The sequence below is a fragment of the Streptomyces sp. NPDC002809 genome (assembly GCF_040295435.1).
In the GTDB taxonomy this organism is placed as follows: domain Bacteria; phylum Actinomycetota; class Actinomycetes; order Streptomycetales; family Streptomycetaceae; genus Streptomyces.
In genome coordinates this window covers 1-3,364 of the sequence record NZ_JBEOVJ010000165.1, presented here as the reverse complement: position 1 = coordinate 3,364, position 3,364 = coordinate 1, and the positions used below count along the sequence as shown (strand labels likewise).

Here is a 3,364-nt window from a genome sequence, read left to right as displayed (position 1 = left end):
CCGGTCCGGGAGGCGCCTCGGCCACACCTGCTGTCCTGTCGCTCAGGGCCGGTTTACGGCTCGAACTTGTACCCGAGGCCCCGCACCGTCACGAGGAACCTCGGCGCGCCCGGGTCCGGCTCGATCTTGGCGCGCAGCCGCTTCACGTGGACGTCGAGTGTCTTGGTGTCGCCCACATAGTCCGCGCCCCAGACCCGGTCGATCAGCTGCATCCGGGTCAGCACCCGGCCGGCGTTGCGCAGCAGCATCTCCAGCAGGTCGAACTCCTTCAGCGGCAGGTCGACCTTGCCGCCGGAGACCGTGACGACGTGACGGTCCACGTCCATCCGCACCGGGCCCGCCTCCAGGGCGGCCGGAGTGACCTCCTCCGGCTCCCCGCGGCGCCGCAGCACCGCACGGATGCGGGCGACGAGCTCGCGCGAGGAGAAGGGCTTGGTCACATAGTCGTCGGCTCCTATTTCCAGGCCGACGACCTTGTCGATCTCACTGTCCTTGGCCGTGACCATGATCACGGGAACGTTGGACTTGCTGCGCAGCTGGCGGCAGACCTCCGTGCCGGGCAGGCCGGGCAGCATCAGGTCGAGGAGCACGAGGTCGGCGCCGTTGCGCTCGAACTCGTCCAGGCCGTCGGGCCCGGTGGCCGCGATGGCGACCTCGAAGCCTTCCTTGCGGAGCATGTAGGACAGGACGTCGCTGAAGGATTCCTCATCCTCGACGACAAGCACTCGGGTCACGGAAGAGCCTCCGGGGCAGGAAATGAATCAAAAGTGTCGGGTGCGGCGCCCGGGTAGGGCGCCTCGTCGCCGTTGACGATGAGCGGTCCGCCTGAGCTGCGGTCCCGTTCCCGTACGGAGCCCGCTTCGGGCAGCCGCAGGGTGAAGGTGGAGCCCTGTCCCTCCGAGCTCCAGACGGTGACCTCCCCGCCGTGCGAGGCGGCCACGTGCTTGACGATGGCGAGGCCGAGGCCGGTGCCACCGGTGGCACGCGAACGGGCCGGGTCGACGCGGTAGAAGCGTTCGAAGACCCGCTCGCGGTCCTTCTCCGAGATGCCGAAGCCCTGGTCGGTCACGGCGATCTCGATCTCGTCCCCGCCGGGTACGACCACCCGGCGGACGGCTATGCCGACGCGGGTGCGGGCGGGGCTGTAGTTGACGGCGTTCTCGACGAGGTTGCCGAGCGCGGCGGCGAGCTGGCCGCGGTTGCCCCATATGCGGAGCTCGGCGGTACCGCCCGCGGCCATGGTGATCTGTTTGGAGCCGGCCTGCTGCCGGCAGCGGTCGATGGCCTCGGCGACCAGTTCGTCGACCCGGACCGGCTCGGCGTCCTCCAGCGGGTCGTCGTTCTGTACCCGGGACAGGTCGATGAGCTCCTGTACGAGGTTGGTGAGCCGGGTCGCCTCGATCTGCATCCGCCCGGCGAACCGCTCCACCGCCTCCGGATCGTCGGAGGCGTCCATGACGGCCTCCGAGAGCAGGGACAGCGCACCGGTCGGGGTCTTGAGCTCATGGCTGACATTGGCGACGAAGTCGCGCCGGACCGCTTCGATGCGGCGGGCCTCGGTGAGGTCCTCGACCAGCAGCAGCACCAGCCTGGAGCCCAGCGGGGCGACCCGGGCGGAGACCGCGAGGGCCTCGCCCCGGCCCGTGCCGCGCCGGGGCAGGTCCAGTTCGACCTGTCGTATCTCCCCGTCACGGCGGGTGTCCCTGGCCATGTTCAGCATCGGCTCTACGGCCAGGCGCCCTCCCCTGACCAGCCCCAGCGCGTACGCGGCGGAGCTGGCCTTGACTACGCTGTCGCTCTCGTCGAGCACGACCGCGGAGGAGCTGAGCACGGACAGGACCGTGTCGACCCCGGGGGGCAGGGGGGCACCGCTGTCGGGCCGCAGAGACGTACGCGTGGGCTTCTTCTGGTCGCGCTCGCTCCAGCGGAACGCCAGCATGGCGATCACACCGGTACACACCCCGGCGATCGCTGCAGCTGCGGCGACCGCCGCGTTCACGTCCATGCCTCCAGGTTATGCGGCCCGGCGGACACTCTCCCAGCCGTCCGAGTGCCTGTCCGAACACTCGTCGCCCAGAGTTCACCGAGGGGCAAGCGCTGGTTCACTTGGCCGGTCGGAACCCGACGCGTACGGCCGTCACGGTGGCAGCGTGGGGTTCAGAGCTGGCCCCGGCCTCGGTTCAGGACTGGAGAGGGACAACCCATGCGTGACGCGTACCACGAGGAACTCGACTCGATCGGCGAGGGGCTGGTCGAGATGGCCAGGCTCGTCGGATCGGCGATCGGCCGGGCGACGACGTCCATGCTCGACGCCGATCTCAAGCTCGCGGAGACGGTGATCGCCGCGGACCAGAAGGTCGACGACCTCCAGCACGACCTGGAGGCCAGGGCCATCGCGCTCCTGGCCCGCCAGCAGCCGGTGGCGACCGATCTGCGGATCGTGGTCACCTCGCTGCGGATGAGCGCCGACCTGGAGCGCTCGGGCGACCTCGCCCAGCACGTCGCCAAGCTGACCCGGCTGCGCTTCCCGCAGTCGGCGGTCCCGCACGACCTGCACGCCACCATCCTGGAGATGGGACAGCTCGCGCAGCGCCTGATGGCCAAGGCCGCCGAGGTGATCATCACCAAGGACGTCGACCTGGCGCTCCAGCTGGAGCAGGACGACGACGAGATGGACCTGCTGCACCGCACGCTGTTCCAGCACCTGATGGACGACCGCTGGAAGCACGGCATCGAGACGGCCGTCGACGTGACGCTGCTCGGCCGCTACTACGAGCGGTTCGCGGATCACGCCGTCTCGGTGGCCAAGCGCGTCGTCTACCTGGTGACGGGCGAGCACGCGGACGAGCTCCAGCAGCCGACATCGGTGGAGGGCGCGTAGGACCGACCGGCACGTGGGGAGCGGTTGAAGGAGCGCACCCGGCCCCGCCACGCCGCCCCCAGGTGCCGGCCGGTCCAGGGCGCATGGATGCGCACACGTGTTCCTGCGCGTGTGCGCCGTTGATGCGCCCGGCCGGCTGGGCATGCAATGGGGTGGGGCGGCACGACTTGTCCGTACGCCCCGGCTGCGGGCCCCGTGCGGGTGTGCGGCCCTGTCGTACACCTTGAGGAGGAACCATGGCCGATTCCCCCACGACCGAACCCCAGCAGGAGACACCCGCCGATGTGGCGCACCGAGGCGTCCTCGGCGCCTGCGGATGCGGATCGGGCTGCGGGTGCGGCTGCCAGTCCGGCGCGCCGTGCCAGTGCGGCGGCTGCTCCGGCTGACGGGCAACGAGGGGCGCCCCGCGCGGAACAGTCCGCGCGCGGGGCGGCCCCGCCGGGTGGCGGGGTATTGAGAGGGGGGGGGTCGAGAACAGACGGG

Annotated in this window: 4 protein-coding genes; 2 read left to right on the top strand and 2 right to left on the bottom strand. The window is 70.7% G+C overall.

What is annotated here, in order from left to right:
- Nucleotides 1-53: 53 nt before the first annotated feature.
- The gene (gene phoP, locus ABT025_RS39280; protein ID WP_469544019.1) at nucleotides 54-725 is read right to left on the bottom strand and encodes a two-component system response regulator PhoP; all 672 of its coding nucleotides are present in this window, start codon (nucleotides 723-725) and stop codon (nucleotides 54-56) included.
- A 5-nt stretch (nucleotides 726-730) separates the two neighbouring features.
- Complete coding sequence (phoR, locus tag ABT025_RS39275; protein WP_351003612.1) at nucleotides 731-2,005, bottom strand: two-component system sensor histidine kinase PhoR; 1,275 nt, start codon at nucleotides 2,003-2,005, stop codon at nucleotides 731-733.
- 198 nt (nucleotides 2,006-2,203) lie between these two features.
- On the opposite strand from phoR, the gene phoU reads away from it, so the two are divergent.
- Together phoU and ABT025_RS39265 are read left to right on the top strand one after the other, a co-directional pair.
- The gene (gene phoU, locus ABT025_RS39270) at nucleotides 2,204-2,881 is read left to right on the top strand and encodes a phosphate signaling complex protein PhoU (RefSeq protein WP_351003610.1); all 678 of its coding nucleotides are present in this window, start codon (nucleotides 2,204-2,206) and stop codon (nucleotides 2,879-2,881) included.
- A 236-nt stretch (nucleotides 2,882-3,117) separates the two neighbouring features.
- Nucleotides 3,118-3,267 carry a hypothetical protein gene (locus tag ABT025_RS39265; RefSeq protein ID WP_351003609.1) on the top strand — a complete coding sequence of 50 codons (150 nt, stop codon included), beginning with the start codon at nucleotides 3,118-3,120 and terminating at the stop codon, nucleotides 3,265-3,267.
- Nucleotides 3,268-3,364: the final 97 nt, after the last annotated feature.